This is a genomic window from Kitasatospora sp. YST-16 (assembly GCF_026802215.1).
Taxonomy (GTDB): Bacteria; Actinomycetota; Actinomycetes; order Streptomycetales; family Streptomycetaceae; genus Kitasatospora; species Kitasatospora cineracea.
In genome coordinates this window covers 5,925,408-5,943,489 of record NZ_CP113837.1, presented here as the reverse complement: position 1 = coordinate 5,943,489, position 18,082 = coordinate 5,925,408, and the positions used below count along the sequence as shown (strand labels likewise).

Genomic DNA, 18,082 nt, shown 5'->3' with positions numbered 1-18,082 from the left:
ACCGTACGCAGTTCCGTGGCGCGCAGCGGGCCCGGCCGGGGTCGGTGACCGGCCGGGCCCCGCTGCGGGGAGGGGCAGGGGAGGGTCAGCGGCGGGCGTCCGCGAGTTCGGGTTCCCGGACGGGGGCCGGGTCGGGCTCGCCCTCGACCGAGACGTGCGGCAGCAGGCGGTCCAGCCAGCCGGGCAGCCACCAGTTCGCGGCGCCGAAGCGGTGCATCAGCGCCGGGACGAGCACCATCCGCAGCACCAGCACGTCGAGCAGGACGGCCAGGGCCAGGCCGAGCCCGAACTCGGCGATCATGCGCTGGCCGCCGAACAGGAAGGCGGCGAACACGCAGGCCATGATGACGGCGGCGGCGGTGATGACCTGGCCGGTCTCGCCGTGGCCGACCCGGACGGCGCGGTGGTTGTCGCGGGTGTGGGTCCACTCCTCGTGCATCCGGCTGATCAGGAAGACCTGGTAGTCCATCGAGAGGCCGAACAGGATGGCGATGATCATCACGGGGGCGAACGCCTCGACCGGCCCGGCCGCGCCCGCGCCGAGCGCCTCGGAGCCCCAGCCCCACTGGAAGACCGCGACGATCGCGCCGAACGCCACGCCCATGGTCAGCAGGTTCATCACCACGCCGATCAGCGGCACCAGCAGGCTGCGGAAGGCCACCATCATCAGCAGGCAGCCCAGGCCGACGATGATCGCGATGAACACCGGCAGCTTGCCGATCAGCACGTCCGCGAAGTCCGCGGCGGTCGCGGTGGCGCCGCCGACGTGCACCCGCAGGCCGGTGCCGGCCTCGGCGTCCGGGACGGTGTGCTCGCGCAGCTCGGTGATCAGGTCGGAGGTCTTCGCGGACTGCGGGGAGGTGGTGGGCACCACCTGGACGATGCCGACCCGCTGCCCGTCCTGCATCGGCGCGGCGGCGACCCGGGCGACGCCGTCCAGGCCCTTCAGCTCGGTGACCAGGGCGGTGAGCGCGGCCTTGTCGGCCGGCCCGGGGGCCTCGGCGACCAGCAGCAGCGGGCCGTTGGAGCCGGGGCCGAAGCCCTTCGCCATCAGGTCGTACGCCTGCCGGGAGGTGGTGGTCTTCGGGTTGTTGCCCGCGTCCGAGCTGCCCAGGCGCAGCGACAGCACCGGCAACGACACGGCGAGCATCAGCACCAGCGCGACCAGCGCCTTGCCGGTGGGCCGGGCCTGCACCCTGGCGGCCCAGCGCGGCCAGAACCCGGTGGTGTGCTCCTCGCCGGGGCCCTGCGCGGCCAGCCGGCGGCGCTGGGCGCGGGAGAGCACCCGCAGGCCCAGCATGCCGAGCAGCGCGGGCAGCAGGGTGATCGCGGCCAGCACGGTCAGCGCGACGGTGAGCGCGGCGGAGATCGCCATGCCGTTCAGGAAGCCCATGCCCAGGATCAGCATGCCGAGCAGCGCGATCACCACGGTCAGACCGGCGAACAGCACCGCCCGGCCGGAGGTGTTCAGCGCCTTCGCGGACGCCTCCTGGACGCTCAGGCCCGCCATCAGGCCCTTGCGGTGCCGGTTGACGATGAACAGCGCGTAGTCGATGCCGACGCCGAGGCCCACCAGCACGCCCAGGGTGGGCGCGACCGAGGCGATGCTCATGCCGTGGCTGAGCAGCCCGGTGCCGATCACGCCGGTGCCGACGCCCGCGACGGCGGTCAGGATCGGCAGCGCGGCGGCCCAGGCGGAGCGGAACACCAAGGTCATCACGACCAGCGCGGCAACGATGCCGATGATCTCGCTGAGGCCGCCCATCTCGGTCTCGGTGTTCTGCACGGCCTGCCCGCCCAGTTGGACGTCCAGGCCGTCGGTGCGGGCCTGCTTCGCCAGGTCGATCACGTGCTGGACGTCGGCCTTGGGGACGGCCCGCGCGTCGCCGGTGAAGACCACCTGCGCGTACGCGGTGGTGCCGTCGGCGCTGATCTGCTGGGCGCCGCGCTCGGTGTACGGGCCGGACACCGAGGCGACGGACGGGCTGTGCGCGATGGTGTCCAGCGCGGCGGTCATCCGCTCCTTGACCGCGGGGTCGTTCACCGTACCGGTCGCGGTGTGCCACACCACGGTGTCGGTGTCACCGGCCGCGGCGGGCATCTGCTCCTTCAGCAGTTCCAGCGCCCGGCTGGACTCGGTGGCGGGCATCGCCATGCTGTCGCTGTACTTCGTCCCGACGGCGCCGGAGGCCGCACCGAGCCCCACCAGCAGGCCGAGCCACAGCAGCACGGTGACGAGCCGGTGCCGATGGCACCAGCGGGCGAGAACGGACATGCGCGCTCCAGGATTCGGCCTTCTCCGGTCTCCTCCACCCTCCGCCGCGAGCCCGCCCGCCGTCGTCCCCCGCCCGCAGACACCCGCCGTACCGCACCCGCGGTACCCGCCCCCGCCCCCTACCGCACCCGCGGACGTCCGGGGACCGGTCCGGGCCGCTCCGCGGTGGCTCCGCCTACCGCGCGGCGGCCGGGGATCCGGGGCGTGCCGGGGATCCGGGGCGAGCCGGGGATCCGGGGCGAGCCGGGGATCCGGGGCGGGGACTGATCGGCGTGAGCACGCCGAGGCGGTCCTCGATCTCCTGGGCGGCGGCCAGGCACAGGTCTTCCCGGAACGCGCGCCCGACGACCTGCACGCCGGACGGCAGTCCGTCGCCGGTTCCGGTCGGTACGGCGACCGCGGGTACGCCCACGAAGCTGGTCACCGTGCACAGGCGCATGCCCGTGGCGACCCGTTCCCGCCCCGCTTCGTCGCGCGACTCCAGTCCCGGCTCGACGGGCGGCTCGGTGAACACCGGGCCGAGCAGCAGCGGGTACGCGTCGAGGAACTCCGCCCACGAGCGGCGGATGCCGAGCCAGGTCCCCATCAGTTTCGTGAGTTCGGCGGCGTCCGCGGGCGGAGTCTTCTCCATGGCCATCCGGATGAAGCGGTCCCCGCCTTCGCCGAGCAGTTTCCGCACCACCGGCCAGGTCGGCGCGAATTCGGTCACGGTGATCCGGCCGTACGCGTCGAGCGCCTCGTCCAGCCGCGGGACGTCCGCGACCTCCCGTACGTCGTACCCGGCGTCGCGCAACGCGTCCGCCGCCGCCGCGACGGCCGCGCGGACTACGGGGTGGACGCCGTGGCCTCCGGGGTCGGCGACGACCGCGACCTTGACCGGCCCCGGCAGCGGTTCCCCGTAGAGGGGCACGGGTACGGCCCGCGGGTCGCGCGGGTCGGTCCCGGCGAGCGCCTCGTACGCCAGCCGCAGGTCGGCGACCGTACGGGCCAGGGGCCCGTCGGTGACCAGCATCTGCGAGGCCGGCCCCGGGTCGTCGGGGCCGAGGACGCGGTGGTCGGCGGGGAACCGCCCGGTGGTCGGCTTCAGCCCCGTCACGCCGCAGAACGAGGCCGGGATCCGGACGGACCCGCCGGAATCGTTGCCGAGTCCGAGCGCGGCCATGCCGGTGGCGACGGCCGCTCCGTCACCGCCGCTGCTGCCGCCCGGGGTCCGGCTCCGGTCCCACGGGTTGACGGTGTCGCCGAACAGCTCGCTGCGGGTGTGCATCCCGGCCAGGACCAGGGTGGGCATGTTGCTGTGGCCGATCGGTACGGCTCCCGCCGCGCGGAGCCGGGCCACCGGGAGGGCGTCGGCCGGAGCCACCAGGTCGCGGAAGCGCGGCGTTCCGAACGTGGTCGGCACCCCTTCGACCGCGGTGGTCTCCTTCACCGTGAACGGCACGCCGGCCAGCGGCCCGAGCTCTTCGCCCACCGCTCGCCGCCGGTCCACGCGTGCCGCGGCCTCGCGGGCTCGCTCGGCCGTCACCTGCGTGACCGCGTTGATCTGCGGGTTGACCTCGGCAATGCGGTCCAGGTGGCTGTCGACCAGCTCGACCGCCGATATCTCCCCGCCTCGGACCGCCTCCGCCTGAGCGGCGGCCGTCATCGCCCACAGGGCGTCCTGCCTGATCATCGCGTCTCCCATCCCCGTCCCCGTCCCCGTCCCGTCCCCGTGCCGAAGTGCTCGTGGCCGACACCCTAACCCGGAACTGATACGATCGTATCGGAATAAGGAGGCTGCCCGAGCATGCCCAAGCAGGTGGACTACGAAAGCCGGCGCCGCCGGATCGCCGAGGCCGTCTGCCTCCTCGCCGACGAACACGGGCCGCAGGGAGTGAGCATGCGCGACGTCGCCGCCCGCGCGCAGGTCTCACTGGGCGCCGTCCAGCGCTGCTTCCGCAACAAGGAGGAGATGCTCCTCTTCGCCGTCGACCACGTCGGCGAACGCATCACCGAACGCGTGAGGACCCGCCTGACCGCGAGCCCGGCCCAGTCGGCCGCCACCGCTCTGGGCCACGCGGCCGACGAGATCGCCCTGCTCCGCGAAGAACACCGCGCCGAAGCACGGATCTGGCTCGCGTTCATCGCCCAGGCCGCCGTCAGCGAGTCACTCGCCGACCCCTTGAGAACCGGCTACACGGCCCTCCAGGACCTCCTTACCCGCCTCATCACCGAGGCCGCCGACAGCGGCTCGGCCGACGAACGCCCCACCCCACCCGACCCCCGGCGCGAGGCCCGCACCCTGCTCGCCCTCGCCGACGGCCTCACCACCCACGTACTCATCGGCCACTTGACCGCAGCGGAAGCCGAGGAAGTCCTGCACACGCACCTGACCGGCCTCTGGGAACGCCTCGGCACCACCACCCGCCCCCGAAAGACCGCCTGACACCCAGGGCACCCGTCGCCCCGCGCGTACCGCGCCCACTGCACCGAATCACCAGGGCCGGGGAGCTGCCACGGACACAGCGCGGAAGAACTCCGCCACACCGCCCGCCGCCACCCGACCACCACCGGCCTCAAGGCCGCCGGGCTCCGGCTCACCGCAGCCGGATTCGCGGACCGGATCCGCTCCGACCCGCAGACGGCCACCGACCACCACGACCACCACGGCGCTTGCGCGGCACTGCACAAGAACACCCTGTCCGGCCAGGGCCCGGCCCGTGCACAGGTCCGCCGCGACGGGGTCGGCGCGCTCCAGCAGCGCCGCGATACCGCACCTGCGCGCAGGGAACGCGCTCCGCCCCTACCGCACCCGCTCAGATGCCACCGAACTCCCCGCGCCCTGCCGCCGCCGCGAACGCACTCCACGCGGCGGGCGAAACCGCCAGGACGGGACCCTGCGGGTCCTTGCTGTCCCGCACCAGCACGACACCATGCGAACCGACCAGGTTCAGAGCGGGCTGGACGCAGTTCCCGCCGTTGCTGTCGCTGTACGAGCTGGACTTGAACCACGCAAGCCGCCGAAGCAGTTGGGTGTTGAAGTGGTGCACAGACATGGGTTGACCAGTCCTTTCCCGAATCGGGTGCGGCCCTCTCAGATTGCGCCGAACTCCCCGCGCCCGGCTGCCGCCGCGAACGCGCTCCAGGCGGCGGGCGAGACCGCCAGGACGGGACCCTGCGGGTCCTTGCTGTCCCGCACCAGCACGACGCCGTGCGAACCGGCCAGGTTCAGGGCCGGCTGAACGCAGTCTCCGCCGTTGCCGTCGCTGTACGAGCTGGACTTGAACCACGCGATCGGCCGAAGCACATCGGCGTTGGAACGCTGCACAGACATGGAATTGACCAGTCCTCTCCCAACTCGGTTGCAAACTTCCTCAGATACCGCCGAACTCCCCGCGCCCGGCCGCCACCGTAAACGCGCCCCAGGCGGCGGGCGAAACCGCCAGGACAGGGCCCTGCGAGTCCTTGCTGTCCCGCACCAGCACGACACCGTGCGAACCCGCCAGGTTCAGGGCCGGCTGGACGCAGTTCCCGCCGTTGCCGTCGCTGTACGAGCTGGACTTGAACCACGCAAGCGGCCGGAGCAGTTCGATGTTGAAGTGCTGCACAAACATGGAATTGACCAGTCCTTCCCGACTCGGTTGCAAACTTCCTCAGATGCCGCCGAACTCCCCGCGCCCGGCTGCCGCCGCGAACGCGCTCCACGCGTCGGGCGAAACCGCCAGGACAGGGCCCTGCGAGTCCTTGCTGTCCCGCACCAGCACGACACCGTGCGAACCCGCCAGGTTCAGGGCCGGCTGGACGCAGTCTCCGCCGTTGCCGTCGCTGTACGAGCTGGACTTGAACCACGCGATCGGCCGGAGCAGTTCGGTGTTGAAGTGCTGCGTGGACATGGGGTTGACCAGTCCTTTCATGACTCGGCGGATCAGCGCGGCCGAATCCGGAACGGAGAGCACGTGGCCGCGAAGCCAATCATAGGCGCGGGAGTAGTACCTGATCTCTTCCGGATCGGTGGTGAAGTGACCGGATGTCAGGCTCTCGGAGTAGAGGTGCTGGCGGCCGTCCGGCATGGTCAGCAGGGTGAACGAGGTACCGGCGGGCGCGCGTTCGCCGAGTTCCAGCGGAGCGACCTGGATCACGATGTTCGGCCGCCGCATCAAGGCCAACAGGTGGTCGAGCTGACGGTGCATCGCCTGCGGCCCGCCCACTACGCGCCGGATCACCGCTTCGTCGAGAACGACCGAGAGCAACGGCCCACCGTCGGCCAGGAAGCGGGCCTGGCGACTGATTCGGGCTGCGACCGCCGCCTCGATCCGGGCGGGAGTGGGATTGATCTGCCGCCACTTGAAGATCGCTGCCGCGTAACCGGGTTCCTGGCACGGGCCTGGGATGAGGCTGACCGAGTACCTCCGCACTTCCTCCGCCTGCGCCTCCCGCTCGGCGAACACCTGGAACCACTCGGGGTGCGCCACCTCCCGGTACCAGCCCACCCGTTCGTAGGCGTTGGTCAACAGCCCTTCCGCGCCGACGAGTTGGTCGATGCGACGGACCATCTCCACGGCCGGCACCCGTTCGCCCGACTCGAAGCGGCTGATGAGCGAGGGGTCGCAGTGCACCTCGCGGGCCAGCCCGGCCTTCTTGAGGCCGGCCTTCTCGCGCAGTTCCCCCAGCAGCCAGCCGAACGCGGCCGGGGTCATGTCCGTCGGGCTTCCGGTTGCTTCCCCCGTGCGACGCGCCAACCCCGCTCCCCAGTTCGATCATGACAGCTCGCCAGTGTCACGCCTCTCCGCCTGTTCACGGTACCGCTTTCTGCCGATGCTGGTGACGCACCGAGGAGAACACAGAGACAGGCGGTAACCGTCATGGGAAACTCCCTGCTCGACCGGCTGGAGCGGCAGGACCGGGCTTTCGCGCACAAGGTGCGCGACGGCCTCCGGGACGCCCTCGGCTCGGCGGGCCTCAGGCTGCCCTCGCTGGGGGTGGAGCGGAGCGTCACCGGCGCGCACCTGGTGCAGTTGGGCGGGGTCGCTCCGGAGGTGGCGAGCGAGTTGGCGACCCTGGTGTGGGCGGGCGCGCCCTACGTGCGGGCCGTGCGGGGCGGGGAGTTCGCTGAGATCGCCGGGGCCGTCCGGGCGTACGGGCAGGGGGAGTTGCTGGTCGACACGGGGACCGGGCGGCTGGGCGGGTTCTCCCACGTCGACGGGCTGGGCGCCCTGGTGCTGGTACCGGCGGACGGGGGCGCGCCCTGGTCGGTGGGCCGGGGCGCGGTGCGCCATGCCACCTGCGCGGATCTGGGCGCCGCCTCGTGAACGACGCTTTACGGCAACGGACTTGGGAGATCGCCGAGCAGCTCTCCCGGGCCGGCGGCGGCGGGGAGGCCCGGCTGACCACCATCGCCGACGGCTTCCGGATCGAACTCTCCATCATCCGGCCCGACGGACCCGACGACCCCCCGGCCGTCCTGGCCGCACTCGCCCTCGGCGACCGCTGGGGACACAGCTACTCCCCCGCCTTCCGCAACAACGGCGTCGCCCGCGAGATCGTCTGGAGCGAAGTCCACCACCCCGCACCTAAACCCGAACCCGAAAATACCTGAGCGCCCATCAACTTTCCGTCCCCATAAGGGTGTTCACCCGCCAGGCTGACCGCAAGGGACCGGGGACGATCGTGCAGGACGTCGCGGACGAGCCGGCGGGCGTGCTGCTCTCCTTCAGCGCGGACGTCCGGCTGCTGCCCCCGGACCGCTTCGAGCCCCTGCTGCGCGACGTCGAGGGCCTCGCGGTGACCGCCACCCTGGATGGCACCGCCCCCACCGGCATGTCCCCGGCCGTCCCCACCGGCGTGTCCCCGGCCGCTGCCGCGCCCTGATGCCGCCCGGGCAGGGCGACGGTCCGTCAGTTGTGTGGCCGATCATCGTACTCCGTTCGGCGAACGTTCAGGAAGCAGTCCCTGACCGCGTGGGGTCAAGTCCCTAAGGTCTCCTTCGGTTACGGAGGAAGGGACTCATGGACACACTCCTCGCGGTCCGGGCCCGGGGCGTCACCAAGCGGTTCGGTGACGTCATCGCGCTGGACGGGGTCGACCTGGAGGTCGCGCAGGGCCGGATCCACGGCCTGGTGGGGCCCAACGGGGCGGGCAAGACGACGCTGCTGGGGCTGCTGCTGGGGCTGGCGGCGGCCGACGGCGGCAGCCTGGAGATCCTGCGCACGCCGGTCGGCCGGGCCCAGGCCGCCCCCGAGGGGGTGGCCGGGTTCGTCGACGGGCCCGGTCTGTACCCGGCCCTGACGGCCCGGCAGAACCTGGCCGCGCTGGCCGCGCTGCGCGGCCGGGACCGGCGGGGCGCGGGCATCGACGAGGTGCTCGACCAGGTCGGGCTGACCGACGTCGCCGACGACCGGGCGGCCGGCTTCTCGCTGGGCATGCGCCAGCGCCTCGGGCTGGCCGCCGCGCTGCTCGCCCGGCCCCGGCTGCTGATCCTGGACGAGCCCTCCAACGGGCTGGACCCGGCGGGCAAGCGGCACGTGCACGGCGTGCTGGAGCGACTGGCGGACGACGGCACCGCCGTGGTGCTCTCCAGCCACCGGATGGACGACCTGGAGGCGCTCTGCTCCGAGGTCACCGTGCTGGCCACCGGCCGGGTGGTCTTCTCCGGCCCGCTGGGCGAACTGGCCGCCGCGAACCGCGAACTCGACTACCGGCTGCTCACCTCCGACCCGGCCGCGGCCCGCCGGATCGCGGCCGGCACCGACGGCGTCCGGACGCTCGGCGACGGGCCGGCGGCCCGGCTCCGGCCGGACGACGGCCGGCTGGTGCTGCGCGCCCCGCTGGACGCCCTGGACGCGCTGGTGGCGCGGCTGGTCCGGGAGGGCGTCGCGGTGCGCGAACTGGCGCCCGTGGTCTCGCCGTTGGAGGCCGCCTTCCTCGCCCTCACCGACCAGCAGCAGGAGGCGGGCCGATGACCGCGACCACTCCCCCGGCCACCGGAGCCGCGACCACCGCAGACACCGGGGTCGCGCCGCCCGCCGTGCCCGCGCCGTCCGCCGTCCGCCCGGTGCCGGTGGCCCGCGCCTACCGCTTCGAGCTGGTGAAGCTGGTCGCGCAGTGGCGGATCCGGCTGCTGGTGCTGGCCTGCTGGCTGGCGCCGGGGCTGTTCGTGGCCGCGGTGGGGCAGCAGAGCACGCTGCCCACCGACACCCTGTTCGGCCGCTGGATGCACGCCACCGGGTGGGCCGGGCCGCTGGTGGTGCTGGGGTTCGCGGGGAGCTGGGCGCTGCCGCTGCTGACCGCGGTGGTGGCCGGTGACGTGTTCGCCGCCGAGGACCGACTGGGCACCTGGCGGCACCTGCTGGTGGCGGTCCGCTCGCCGCGGCGGATCTTCGCCGCGAAGGCGCTGGCCAGCCTGACGGTGCTGGTGCTGCTGGTGGCGGGGCTGGCGGTGTCGGGCGCGGTCGGCGGGGTGCTGGCGATCGGCGACCACCCGCTGGTGGGCCTGGACGGGCACCTGCTGGCGCCCGGTGACGCCGCGCTGCGGGTGCTGCTGGCCTGGTTGTGCGCGCTGGCGCCGACGCTGGCGCTGGCCGGGATCGGCCTGCTGGGGTCGGTCGCGCTGGGGCGCTCCCCGATGGGGCTGCTGCTGCCCGCGGTGGTGGCGCTGGCGGTGCAGTTGGCGCAGATGATGCCGCTGCCGGTCGCGGTGCGGATGGCGCTGCCGGGCTACGCGTTCCTGTCCTGGAACGGGCTGTTCACCGGCCCGGTGCAGGCGGGTCCGCTGCTGATCGGGGTGGCGGTGTCGCTGGTGTGGGCGGTGGCGGCCACGGCGCTGGCCCGGCTGCTGTTCCTGCGGCGGGACTTCACCGGTCCGGGGCACGACGGGTCGGGCCGGCGGGCGCTGCTGCTGGGGGCGCTGCCGCTGGCCGGGCTGCTGGCGGCCACCGTCGGGGTGCTGGCGCCGCTGACCGGGGGCGCGGGCTCGGGCGTCGACCAGGACAAGGTGCAGCGCGCGGTGGCCACCGCGTTCGGGCACCTGTACCGGCTGCAGAGCGCCGAGTTGAACCGTCCGGACGTCACCGAGGAGCAGTTGGCGGTCGGCGCGTCCTGCGACAAGGGCAGCACCCTGGTCGAGCCGGAGGGGCCGGGCAACGACTGGCGCTGCACCGTCACCTGGCACCTGCCGGACGTGGCGGCCACCGGCACCGCGGTCTATCAGCTGGACGTCGCCCCCGACGGGCGGTTCGTCGCCGACGGCGACGGGCCGAAAGAGGTGAACGGCTACTTCCTGGTGCGCACCGCCACCGGCGACGCACCGAACCCGCTCTGGCAGTTCGACGGGAACGTCGAGCTGCTTCCGGCATCATCGAAGGGATAGCAGCATGCAGGTCACACGTCGCCGCGTCGGCGCCGAGCAGCAGCCGGCCGGGCTCCCCGGCCACCGTCCGCTCCGGGGGCGCAGCCGCCGCCGGACCCTGCTGACCGCCACCGCCACCGCGGTGGTGCTGGCGGCCGGCTCCGGGGTCGGCTTCGCCCAGGGCAGCCCGTTCGGCGAGAACCGGGTCGGCCAGGTCTACGAGCGGGGCCGGCTGGTCTCCGACAACCAGTACGTCGACCCGTACGGCGAGCGGCTGGTCATCGACAACGGCAAGATCATGTCGTCCACGGTGAGCCCGGACGGCAGCCACCTGGCGGCCGCAGTCGCCGACGGCGGCGCGGCGCTGGCGATCGTGGACGTGCGGAACTGGAAGGTGCAGCAGCTGGTCGGCAGCGCGGCCACCTCGGTGCCGCGGATCGGCAGCAACAGCGTGGGCCAGGAGGGCCCGACGTACTCGCCGGACGGGAAGCAGCTGTGGCTGGGGCAGCCCGACGGCTACACCCGGTTCGACGTGAACCCGGACGGCAGCGTCGCCAACCCGGTGGTCGTGAAGATCGCCAAGTCCGGTTCGCAGCAGGCCCTGGTGGCCGGGCTGGTGTTCTCCGCGGACGGCTCGACCGCGTACGCGGCGGTCAACGGCCAGAACCGGGTGGTGGCGATCGACACCGCGAGCGCCACCGTCAAGCAGAGCTGGGCGGTGGGCATCGCGCCGCGCGGCATCGCCCAGGCCGGCGGCAAGCTGTACGTCAGCAACGAGGGCGGCCGCCCGGCCAAGCCCGGCGAGAGCACCATCAACTCCTACGGCACCCAGGTCCCGGCCGACCCGGACACCGGCGCCACCACCACCGGCACGGTCAGCGTGATCGACCTGGCAGACCCGTCGGCGGCGCCGGCCAGTGTCGACGTCGGCCTGCACCCGACCGCGGTGTACGCCAAGAACGGCGCGGTGTTCGTCACCAACACCGCGACCAACAGCGTCTCGGTGATCGACACCCGCAACGACAAGGTCGTCCAGACCATCGCCACCCGGCCGTGGTCGGAGGCGTCGATCGGCTACGAGCCCAACGCGGTGACCCTCACCGACGACGGCCACCTGCTGGTGACGCTGGGCCGGGCCAACGCGGTCGCGGTGTACCGGTACGCGGGCCCGCAGGAGCCGGCGAGCTACGTCGGCCTGCTGCCGACCGACTACTTCCCCTCCGGGATCTCCTCCTCCGGCAAGGACGTCCTGGTCGCCAACACCCGCGGCATCGACGCCCGCCGCCCCACCGCGGCGGCCGGCCACGCCACCCACGACACCACCTCCAGCGTGGTGCGCTTCACGCTGCCCAGCGACAAGGAGATCCGCAAGCAGACCGCCAAGGTCTTCGCGCAGAACAACTGGACCCGCAACGCCGCCGAGGCCGCCACCGGCAAGAAGGCCAAGGCGGTGCCCGTCCCGGAGAAGATCGGCGACCCGTCGACCATCAAGCACGTCTTCCTGCTGGTCAAGGAGAACCGGACGTACGACCAGGTCTACGGCGACCTGCCGCAGGGCAACGGCGACGCCTCGCTGGCCCAGTTCGGCGCGAACGTGACGCCCAACCAGCACGCGCTGGCCGAGCAGTTCGGGCTCTACGACAACACGTACGACATCGGCACCAACTCCGCCGAGGGCCACAACTGGCTGATGCAGGCCGACAATCCGGAGTACACCGAGTCCTCGGCCGGCGAGTACCTGCGCAGCTACGACACCGAGGACGACTCGCTGGGCCACCAGGCCAGCGGCACCCTGTGGAGCGGCGTCCAGGCGGCCGGGCGCAGCGTGCGGGACTTCGGCGAGTTCCACCAGTTCCTGGCCAAGCCGGCCGGCGCGAGCTGGCAGAACCTGTACTGCGACACGAAGAACATGCAGGCCACCGGCGCCGGTTCGGCCTACCAGCTGGTCTCCTCCTCGCCGATCCCGTCGCTGAACAAGGTGTCGGTGCCGGCCTTCCCGAAGTTCGACACCAGCGTCCCGGACGTCTACCGGGCGCAGATCTGGAAGCAGGACTTCGAGCGGAACGGCCCGGCGAACCTGAACATGCTGTGGCTCTCCAGCGACCACACCGGCGGTCCGGCCAACGCCGCCGCCCAGGTCGCGGACAACGACCTGGCGGTCGGGCAGATCGTCGACGAGATCACCCACAGCCCGTACTGGAAGGACTCGGCGATCTTCGTCGTCGAGGACGACTCGCAGGCCGGCCTGGACCACGTCGACGGCCACCGGGCGCCGATCCAGATCATCAGCCCCTACGCGCAGCACGGGGCGGTGGACAGCCGCTACTACTCGCAGATCAACCTGGTCCGCACCATCGAGCAGATCCTCGGGGTCAAGCCGATGAACCAGAAGGACACCGCGGCCACCCCGATGACCGGCGCGTTCACCCGCACCCCCGACTACACGCCGTTCACCGCGCTGCCCAACCGGACCTCGCTGACCAACGGCCTGGCCACCGCGCCGTCCTGCGGTCTGGACGTCCCGGCCCCGCAGGCCGCGACCGCCGCCGCCGCGCCGACCGGGGCCGTCCCGGCGGCCGCCGCGGAGGTGGCCGCGAAGTGGTCGGAGTGGAAGAAGCAGCAGCGGCTGACCGGCACCGACGCGGCGCCGGACCGGGCCAACCCGGCCCAGATGAACCACCTCACCTGGTACGAGGCCCACGACTGGGCCACCCCGTACCCGGGCGAGCGGGCGGTCCTCGCCCCGGCGGACGTCCCGGGCGCCTACCTGCCCTCCGCGGAGCTCGACGGCTGACCCGTCCCCGCCCAGCCCCGTCCCCGCTCCGGTGGAACTGCCCGCCGCACCGTCCCAGGTGCGGCGGGCAGTTCCGTTCGGGCGGGCCTCGCCGTGCAGAGAGTAGGCGGCGGCCGCGCGCTCCGTCAATGAAAAGTACCGATATTCGATCGGAAACTCCTGCCGTCCGGACGCTCCGGCGTTTTCCCAGCCCATCCGGCCCGGGGCGACGGCAAACCTGACGATTCGTCCAACTTCTGCTGCGTGCAGCCTTATTGACTGGGGCGGATTTCCGGCACTAGCTTCTTGGAAGTTCGATCGAGATTTCGAAACTTTCGAAATATCTGACGTCCCTTCCCCACCCCCAGCACCCCCGCACCAAGGAGTTCGCTGTGAAGCTACGCCGTCAGCTCGCGGCCGCCGCCGCCACCGCCGCCGTCCTCATGCTCGTCCCGTCCGCGGTCGCGGCCGCCGGCGGGGAGAAGGGCCGGGCCGACGACTCGCTGCGGGCCCTGGGCGCGCGCCAGGACCTGCGGATCGGCACCGCCGTCGACGACGCCCACCTCGGCAGCGACGCCGCCTACACCAAGATCGTCGCCGACCAGTTCTCCGTCGTCACCGCGGAGAACGCCATGAAGTGGGAGTCCGTGGAGCCCGCCCGGGGCACCTACGACTGGGCCGCCGCCGACCGCCTGGTCCGCTTCGCCCAGCAGAACGACCAGAGCGTCCGCGGCCACACCCTGCTGTGGCACAACCAGCTGCCGTCCTGGCTCACCACCGGCGTCGCCGACGGCACCATCGGCACCGCCGAACTCCGCGACATCCTGCGCAAGCACGTCACCGACGAGGTCACCCGCTACCGCGGCAAGATCTGGCAGTGGGACGTCGCCAACGAGGTCTTCGCCAACTCCTGGGACCCCAACCCGCTGCCCAACGGCCTGAATGGCGACGACTTCTGGATCAAGAACCTGGGCGAGGGCGTCATCGCCGACGTCTTCCGCTGGGCCCACCAGGCCGACCCCAAGGCCCTGCTGTTCTACAACGACTACAACATCGCCGGACAGGACGGCACCAACGCCAAGTTCCAGGCCGTCCACGACTTCTTCGCCAAGCTCGTCGCCCAGGGCGTGCCCGTCAACGGCATCGGTGAGCAGGGCCACCTCGACACCCAGTACGGCTTCGACGCCCAGCGCTTCCAGGCCGACCTCCAGTCCTACGGCGACCTCGGCCTGAAGGTCGCCGTCACCGAGGCCGACGTGCGCACCTTCGTCAACAACTCGACCGAGCAGGTCCCGACCAGCCAACTGGCCGCCTTCGCCCAGCCGTTCGAGTTCTCCGAGATGCTCAAGGGCTGCCAGCTGGTCCGCCAGTGCATCTCGTTCACCGCCTGGGGCGTCTACGACGGCGACTCCTGGATCCCCGGCACCTTCGCCGGCACCGGCTACGGCCTGCTCTACGACGTGGACATGAAGCCGAAGCCCGCCTACTACGCCCTCCAGCAGGACCTCGCCCTCGCCGCGGGCAACGCCCGCCACAACGGCAAGTAACCCCCTCCCCCCCCCACCGACCGGCCCGCCGGAGCGCCCACCCCCACGGGGCGCCCGGCGGGCCCCTTCACGCCGGGCCGGGCTCCGGGCCGCCGGCCCCCGGCCGCAGGAGGTCCAGCGCGTCCAGGGCGAGGTAGGCCGCGGCGGTGTCGGTCAGCCCGCCCCTGCGGAGCACGCGGGTGCGGAACTCCTCCAGGGGAAGGGTGACGACCTCGATGAACTCGGTGCGTTCCGGGGCCGGTTCGGCGACCTTGACGCAGTCGGTGGCGAAGAAGGCGAAGCGCCGGGCGTCGGAGTAGGCGTCGTGCCAGTACGGTCCGGCCGCGCGGACCTCGCCCCGGTAGCCGGTCTCCTCCAGCAGTTCCCGGGCGACGGCGTCCAGCGCCTCCTCGCCGGGTTCGAGGAAGCCGCCCGGCAGCTCGTGGAGCACGCGGTCGGGTCCCGGGCGGTACTGGCGGGCGAGGACGACGCGGCGGTCGGGGGTGAGGGCGAGCACCGCACCGGCCGGGCGCTCGCGCTTGAGGTAGAACTCCTCCCTCCGCCCGTCGGGCAGCACGTAGTCGACGCGTTCCACGGACCGGCCGAACCTGCTGAAGACGGTGGTGCGTTCGGTCGCGTGCCACGGGGCGGTGGTGTCGGTCATGCCCGGACTGTACGGCGCCGGGCGGTCCCTCGTCGCCGGTGGCCGCGGTCCGCGCGGCTGGAGCGCGCCCGGCCGCGGCCCTCCGGGGAGTTCGGGGAGGGACGCGGCCGGGGTGGTGGTGCGGGTGGAGAGGGGTCAGGCGGTGCGGAAGGCCGCGTGGAGGTGGCGGGTGTGGTCGAGGGTGCGGGTCGGACCGTCCAGGTGGACGGTGGCGGTGAGGCGGGGGTCGGTGCTGGAGGCGGCGATCCGCAGTTCCAGGGCGCCGGGTTCGACGGTCCGGCGGCCGTCGCGGCCGGTGAAGGAGGCGAGGTCGGCGGGGACGGTGATCTCGACGCGGGTGTGCTCGCCCGCGTCCAGGGCGATCCGGCGGTAGCCGATCAGGCGCTGCACCGGCTGGACGACGCTGGCGACCGGGTCGTGCAGGTAGAGCTGGACGGTCTCGCTGCCGGCCCGGTCGCCGGTGTTGCGCAGGGTGAAGGAGAGGGTGAACGCGCCGTCGGTGGGGGCGAGTTCGTTCTCCACGGCCAGCTCGCTCCAGTCGAAGGAGGTGTAGCCGATGCCGTGCCCGAAGCCGAACGCCGGGGTCGGGTCGGTGCTGGAGACCTCGCTGGGCCCGGCGAGGCGGGCGGCCAGGTAGGTGGAGGGCTGCACGCCCGGGCGGGCCGGGATGCTGACGGGGAGCCGGCCGGACGGGTTGACCCGGCCGCTGAGCACGGCGGCGACCGCCTCGGTCCCGGCCTCGCCGGGGAAGAAGGTCTGCACCAGGGCGGCCGCCTCGGTGACGGCGCGGCCCAGCGCGTAGGGACGCCCGGCCAGCAGCACCGGGACGACGGGCTTGCCGGTGTCCAGCAGCGCGTCGAGCAACTGCCGCTGCACGCCGGGGAGTTCGAGCAGCTCCACGTCGCAGCCCTCGCCGCTGGTGCCGCGCCCGAACAGGCCGGCCCGGTCGCCGAGCGCCACGATCACCACGTCGGCCCGGCGGGCGGTCTCGAGCGCCTCGGCGAACCCGGAGGTGTCGGTGCTGTCGATGCCCGACCCGGCCGCCGTCCAGATCTCGCTGCCGGGGAACTCGGCCGCCAACGCCTGGCGCAGCGTGGGCAGTTCGATGCCGACCGGGGTGTCCGGGTGCTGGCTGCCGACGTGCACGGGGAAGGCGTAGCAGCCGAGCACCGAGGTCGGGGTGTCCGCGTTGGGACCGATCAGCGCGATCCGGCGCGGGGCGCGCAGCGGCAGGGTGCCGTCGTTGCTGAGCAGCACCACGGCCCGTTCGGCGATCTCCCGGGCCAGCTGCCGGTTCTCCGGCCGGTCCAGGTCGACGGTGCCGCGCAGCGCCCGCGGGTCGTCCAGCGGCCGGCCGGCCAGCACGGCGGGGACGGCCTGCCAGTCCTCGTCGAGCAGGCCGAGTTCGGCCTTCTGGGTCAGCACCCGGCGCAGCGCCCGGTCGATCAGCGCCTCGGGGACGGTGCCGTCCTGGACGGCCCGCAGCAGCGGTTCGCCGAAGGTCTTGACGGTGGGCAGTTCCACGTCGACGCCGCTGTCCAGGGCGAGGGCGGCGGCCTGCGCCCAGTCCCCGGCGACGCCGTGCAGCAGCTTGAGGAAGGCGATGCCGAAGTAGTCGGCGACCACCGTCCCGTCGAAGCCCCAGGTGTCGCGCAGCAGCCCGGTGAGCAGTTCGCCGTCGGCGGCCGAGGGGACGCCGTCGGTGTCGGTGTAGGCGTGCATGACCGAGCGCGGGCGGCCCTCGCGGACGGCCATCTCGAACGGCGGCAGGATGACGTCGGCGCGCTCGCGGGCGCCCATCCCGACCGGGGCGAGGTTGCGTCCGGCGCGGGAGGCGGAGTACCCGGCGAAGTGCTTGAGGGTGGCGACGATGCCCGCGGACTCCAGGCCCTGCACGTAGGCGGTGGCCACCGTGCCGACCAGGTACGGGTCCTCGCCGATGGTCTCCTCGACCCGGCCCCAGCGGGCGTCGCGGACCACGTCCAGGACGGGCGCCAGGCCCTGGTGGACGCCGACCGAGCGCATGTCGCGGCCGATCGCGGCGGCCATCTCGCGGACCAGGTCGGGGTCGAAGGTGGCGCCCCAGGACAGCGGCACCGGGTAGGCGGTGGCGCCCCAGGCGGCGAAGCCGGCCAGGCACTCCTCGTGGGCGAGGGCGGGGATGCCGAACCGGTTGGCGGCGGCGATCCGCTGCTGGCTGCGGGCCAGCGAGAGCGCGCCGAGCGCCGGGTCGACCGGGACGGTGCCGAACGGGCGGGTCAGCTGGCCCAGGCCGTTCGGGAGCAGGTCGTCGAGGTCGGGCGGCTCCTCCATGTCGTGCTGGTGCGGGGCGACGTCGCCGCCCTCGTCGGAGGCGCCGACCCAGAGGCCGACCAGCTGGCCGAGCTTCTCGGGGAGCGTCATCTCGGCGATCAGGGCGTCCGCGCGCTCCGCCGGGGTCAGCGTGCGGTCGCGCCAGCGGGAGGCGGAGGGGGCGGTGGGTGCGGCCGGGTTCGTCTCGGCGGCCAGTTCGGCGGTCATT

16 protein-coding genes are annotated in these 18,082 nt (G+C 73.0%); 8 read left to right on the top strand and 8 right to left on the bottom strand.

From position 1 onward, the window contains the following. Positions 1 to 85: 85 nt before the first annotated feature. A complete protein-coding gene (locus OU787_RS26880) occupies positions 86 to 2,275 on the bottom strand; it encodes an MMPL family transporter (RefSeq protein ID WP_030458667.1) in 2,190 nt (729 codons plus the stop codon). A 175-nt stretch (positions 2,276 to 2,450) separates the two neighbouring features. After that, positions 2,451 to 3,947: an amidase gene (locus OU787_RS26875; RefSeq protein WP_268660865.1), complete on the bottom strand. Its 1,497-nt coding sequence runs from the start codon at positions 3,945 to 3,947 to the stop codon at positions 2,451 to 2,453. A gap of 114 nt (positions 3,948 to 4,061) precedes the next feature. On the opposite strand from OU787_RS26875, the gene OU787_RS26870 reads away from it, so the two are divergent. Beyond that, positions 4,062 to 4,700: a TetR/AcrR family transcriptional regulator gene (locus OU787_RS26870; RefSeq protein WP_030458669.1), complete on the top strand. Its 639-nt coding sequence runs from the start codon at positions 4,062 to 4,064 to the stop codon at positions 4,698 to 4,700. Positions 4,701 to 5,070: 370 nt separating this feature from the next. On the opposite strand, the gene OU787_RS26865 is transcribed toward OU787_RS26870, so the two are convergent. Genes OU787_RS26865 through OU787_RS26850 form a run of 4 tightly spaced genes read right to left on the bottom strand, consistent with a single transcriptional unit; the run spans position 5,071 to position 6,951 of the window. Then, positions 5,071 to 5,310 (bottom strand): DUF397 domain-containing protein, encoded by a 240-nt coding sequence (locus OU787_RS26865; RefSeq protein WP_268660864.1) that lies wholly within the window; start codon positions 5,308 to 5,310, stop codon positions 5,071 to 5,073. 38 nt (positions 5,311 to 5,348) lie between these two features. Beyond that, positions 5,349 to 5,588: a DUF397 domain-containing protein gene (locus OU787_RS26860; protein WP_268660863.1), complete on the bottom strand. Its 240-nt coding sequence runs from the start codon at positions 5,586 to 5,588 to the stop codon at positions 5,349 to 5,351. Between the two features lie 40 nt (positions 5,589 to 5,628). After that, entirely contained in the window at positions 5,629 to 5,868 is a 240-nt protein-coding gene (locus OU787_RS26855; RefSeq protein WP_268660862.1) for a DUF397 domain-containing protein, read from the bottom strand. A 39-nt stretch (positions 5,869 to 5,907) separates the two neighbouring features. Beyond that, the gene (locus tag OU787_RS26850) at positions 5,908 to 6,951 is read right to left on the bottom strand and encodes a Scr1 family TA system antitoxin-like transcriptional regulator (RefSeq protein WP_268660861.1); all 1,044 of its coding nucleotides are present in this window, start codon (positions 6,949 to 6,951) and stop codon (positions 5,908 to 5,910) included. Positions 6,952 to 7,116: 165 nt separating this feature from the next. On the opposite strand from OU787_RS26850, the gene OU787_RS26845 reads away from it, so the two are divergent. The 7 genes from OU787_RS26845 (at position 7,117) to OU787_RS26815 (ending at position 14,918) form a co-directional block, all read left to right on the top strand. Then, positions 7,117 to 7,563, top strand: coding sequence for a hypothetical protein (locus OU787_RS26845; protein WP_268660860.1), 447 nt, complete (start codon positions 7,117 to 7,119; stop codon positions 7,561 to 7,563). After that, positions 7,560 to 7,850, top strand: coding sequence for a hypothetical protein (locus OU787_RS26840; protein ID WP_268660859.1), 291 nt, complete (start codon positions 7,560 to 7,562; stop codon positions 7,848 to 7,850). Before OU787_RS26845 ends, OU787_RS26840 begins: the two co-directional genes overlap by 4 nt. Before the next feature lie 71 nt (positions 7,851 to 7,921). Then, positions 7,922 to 8,122: a hypothetical protein gene (locus tag OU787_RS26835; RefSeq protein WP_268660858.1), complete on the top strand. Its 201-nt coding sequence runs from the start codon at positions 7,922 to 7,924 to the stop codon at positions 8,120 to 8,122. Positions 8,123 to 8,259: 137 nt separating this feature from the next. Beyond that, entirely contained in the window at positions 8,260 to 9,213 is a 954-nt protein-coding gene (locus tag OU787_RS26830; RefSeq protein ID WP_268660857.1) for an ABC transporter ATP-binding protein, read from the top strand. Then, positions 9,210 to 10,619, top strand: coding sequence for an ABC transporter permease (locus tag OU787_RS26825; protein WP_268660856.1), 1,410 nt, complete (start codon positions 9,210 to 9,212; stop codon positions 10,617 to 10,619). Before OU787_RS26830 ends, OU787_RS26825 begins: the two co-directional genes overlap by 4 nt. 4 nt (positions 10,620 to 10,623) lie before the next feature. Beyond that, positions 10,624 to 13,392, top strand: coding sequence for a bifunctional YncE family protein/alkaline phosphatase family protein (locus OU787_RS26820; RefSeq protein WP_268660855.1), 2,769 nt, complete (start codon positions 10,624 to 10,626; stop codon positions 13,390 to 13,392). Positions 13,393 to 13,763: 371 nt separating this feature from the next. Further along, entirely contained in the window at positions 13,764 to 14,918 is a 1,155-nt protein-coding gene (locus OU787_RS26815; protein WP_268660854.1) for an endo-1,4-beta-xylanase, read from the top strand. 67 nt (positions 14,919 to 14,985) lie between these two features. On the opposite strand, the gene OU787_RS26810 is transcribed toward OU787_RS26815, so the two are convergent. Both OU787_RS26810 and OU787_RS26805 read right to left on the bottom strand, forming a co-directional pair. Further along, positions 14,986 to 15,561 carry an NUDIX hydrolase gene (locus OU787_RS26810; protein WP_268660853.1) on the bottom strand — a complete coding sequence of 192 codons (576 nt, stop codon included), beginning with the start codon at positions 15,559 to 15,561 and terminating at the stop codon, positions 14,986 to 14,988. Between the two features lie 135 nt (positions 15,562 to 15,696). Beyond that, complete coding sequence (locus OU787_RS26805; protein ID WP_268661931.1) at positions 15,697 to 18,081, bottom strand: glycoside hydrolase family 3 N-terminal domain-containing protein; 2,385 nt, start codon at positions 18,079 to 18,081, stop codon at positions 15,697 to 15,699. Position 18,082: the final 1 nt, after the last annotated feature.